This window comes from Thermosulfurimonas sp., assembly GCF_015491435.1.
Classification (GTDB): domain Bacteria; phylum Desulfobacterota; class Thermodesulfobacteria; order Thermodesulfobacteriales; family Thermodesulfobacteriaceae; genus Thermosulfurimonas_A.
In genome coordinates, this window is record NZ_WFVX01000147.1 from 1 (window position 1) to 2,987 (window position 2,987).

Consider the following 2,987-nt stretch of genomic DNA (forward strand, 5'->3'; position numbering starts at 1 on the left):
CCTTGCCAAGTTAAAGGGAAGAGATTAAAGTAGGAAACGGTGCGCCCGTAGCTCAATCGGATAGAGCATTGGACTACGAATCCAAAGGTTGGAGGTTCGAGTCCTCCCGGGCGCGCCAATATCAAGGGTTTCAAGCCTCTCCTCCTCGCTCTCTTCATTGCAAGCCGGTTTTAGAAAAATTGCAGAATAAACTTAGACAGTTGCAAGATAAGTTTGGACTAGTTAACAAATAGCGGGACTAGGCGGGACTTAGCGGGACGTTGAAAATCAAAGGGTTCGGAGGGGCAGGGGGTTTTTCGCAGGATAACTTTAGACTGTTTCAGGGAGAGAGGTTGGGTAACGCTCATCGGGTTCTCCGGCGGGCCTTCGGGGCGAGCAAGAAGGACTGTCCACCCTTTTATATAACTTTCCCTCAGTTGGCCATAAACCTTGGCCCGGCGGTGGTTCGTTTTCAAGCTTTTTCTCCGGAGCCGCGACCGGTTAATTTCACGTTTTATCAGGCAGAGAGGGGCCGGGGCAGGCCCCGGCCCTGGATCTTACTTTTGGCCCTTCTTGAGCCAGGGCATCATCTCCCGGAGACGGCGCCCTACTTCCTCGATGGGATGTTCGGCCTCCCTGCGCCGGAGAGCGTTAAGGACCGGACGTCCGGCCTTGTTTTCCAGGATCCACTCCCGGGCAAAACGACCGCTCTGAATCTCCTCGAGGATGCGTTTCATTTCCTGTCTTACGGTCTGGTTAATAATGCGGGGACCACGGGTTAGGTCTCCGTATTCGGCGGTATCGCTTATGGAGTACCGCATAAAGGAAAGACCACCCTCATAAATGAGATCCACAATGAGTTTAAGCTCGTGGCAGCATTCAAAATAGGCCAATTCGGGAGAATATCCGGCCTCCACCAGGGTTTCGAAACCGGCCTTGATCAGAGCGGCCACCCCTCCGCACAGCACACACTGTTCCCCGAAAAGATCGGTTTCGGTTTCCTCGCGGAAGGTGGTCTCGATCACCCCGGCCCGGGTACCCCCGATTCCCTTGGCGTAGGCCAGGGCCCTGGCCAGGGCCTGACCGGTGGCATCCTGATGCACGGCCACCAGACAGGGCACCCCGGCCCCACGTTCAAACTCCCGACGCACCAGATGCCCCGGCCCTTTGGGAGCGACCATGGTCACATCCACGTCCTTGGGGGGAACGATCTGGCCGTAGTGGATATTAAACCCGTGGGCAAACATGAGCATCTTGCCCGGGGAGAGATTGGGAGCAATGGCCTCTTCATAAATCCTGGGCTGGATCTGGTCCGGCACCAGGACCATGATCACCTCGGCCCGGGAACAGGCCAGAGACGGAGCCAACACCTCGAAACCATCGGCCTTGGCCCTCTCGTAACTGGGGCCTCCGGACCTCAGCCCTACAATGACCTTCAGGCCGCTGTCGCGCAGGTTCAGGGCATGCGCATGTCCCTGACTGCCGTACCCCAGAACGGCGATGGTCTTGTCCTTCAGGAGGGAAAGATCCGCATCCTGATCATAATAAATCTTCATGCCGCGCCTCCTTGGGGATTTACTTTTCTACCTAGCACTCCTTGTGGGCCGCGTCAACGAGCAGTAAAATGCTATCAAAGCCATCAGGAGGGGCCATGATTAATCGAGTCTTTATCTTCGATACCACCCTGCGGGACGGGGAGCAGTCCCCCGGGGTTTCGCTGAACATGGCCCAGAAGATCGAAATCGGAAGGGCTCTGGTGGATCTGGGGGTGGATGTGATCGAGGCCGGTTTTCCGGTGGCCTCCCCGGGGGACTTCGAGGCGGTGCGAACCCTTTCTGCGGAACTCAAGGGGGTGGAGATCGCCGCCCTGGCCCGGGCCAACGCCAGGGATATTGAGACCGCCTGGGAGGCCCTGCGCCAGGCCGAAAATCCCCGGATTCATACCTTCATCGCCACCTCTGACATCCACCTGGAATACAAACTGCGCAAAAGCCGGGAAGAGGTACTCCGGCTGGCGGAGGAAGCGGTAAAATTGGCCCGAAGGTTCACCTCCAATGTGGAATTCTCCGCCGAGGACGCCACCCGAAGCGATCGGGAATATCTGGCTCAGGTGGTAATAACCGTGGCCCGGGCCGGAGCCCGGGTAATCAATATTCCGGATACGGTGGGATATACCGTCCCTCACGAATACCATTCCCTGATCGCCTTCCTGGTGGAACGCCTTAGGGAGGCCGGGTTCGGGGAGGCCCTGGAGTCCGGAGACCTTCGGCTCTCCGTACACTGCCATAACGATCTGGGGCTGGCGGTGGCCAACAGTGTGGCGGCGCTTCTGGCCGGGGCCCGGCAGGTGGAATGCACGGTAAACGGTATCGGGGAAAGGGCCGGAAACGCGGCCATGGAAGAAATCGTCATGATCCTGAAGACCCGGGCCGATTTCTTCCGGGAAAAACTGGGAACGGCCCTGGACACAGGGATCCGCACCCAGCGCATCGTCCCCACCAGTCAGCTGGTATCCCGGCTTACCGGAATGTTCGTCCAGCCCAACAAGGCCATCGTGGGGGCCAATGCCTTTGCCCATGAATCGGGGATCCACCAGCACGGAGTCATCGCTCATCGTCTAACCTACGAAATCATGGACCGGGAATCCGTGGGCTGGAGCGGAAGCGCCATCGTGCTGGGCAAACACTCCGGGCGTCATGCCGTGGATTACAAGCTCAAAAGCCTGGGCTGGAAACTTTCGCGCCAGGCCCTTTCCCGGGTCTTCGAACGTTTTCGGGCGGAGATCAAGGACGTACTGCGCCGCATCCCCGATGAGTACCTGGAGGGGATCCTTTACGACGAGTTCCTGGCGGATCGGTATCGCTACCGGGTAATTTCGGCCCAGGTTTCAAGCCTCTACGGCACCTCGTTGCGCCCCATCGCTCAGGTGGAAGTGGAGGATCGGGAGGAGGGGCGACGAATAGCCATGGCGGTGGGGGTGGGATCGGTAGATGCCGCCTTCAAGGCCG

2 protein-coding genes and 1 tRNA gene are annotated in these 2,987 nt (G+C 58.6%); 2 read left to right on the top strand and 1 reads right to left on the bottom strand.

Translation table 11 applies throughout. From position 1 onward, the window contains the following. The first annotated feature begins 41 nt into the window (after positions 1–41). Positions 42–118: transfer RNA gene (locus F8J34_RS06710), tRNA-Arg, on the top strand. A gap of 418 nt (positions 119–536) precedes the next feature. On the opposite strand, the gene ilvC is transcribed toward F8J34_RS06710, so the two are convergent. Next, the gene (gene ilvC / locus F8J34_RS06715; protein WP_297057456.1) at positions 537–1,535 is read right to left on the bottom strand and encodes a ketol-acid reductoisomerase; all 999 of its coding nucleotides are present in this window, start codon (positions 1,533–1,535) and stop codon (positions 537–539) included. Positions 1,536–1,630: 95 nt separating this feature from the next. Here ilvC and F8J34_RS06720 point away from each other — a divergent pair. Beyond that, positions 1,631–2,987 (top strand): 2-isopropylmalate synthase (locus F8J34_RS06720; protein ID WP_297057459.1); only part of this gene is annotated, 1,357 nt, incomplete at its 3' end.

What these genes read in the sequence shown, in the direction of transcription:
- ilvC (WP_297057456.1), bottom strand. Translation starts at nt 1,535, where the DNA reads ATGAAGATTTATTATGATCAGGATGCGGATCTTTCCCTCCTGAAGGAC.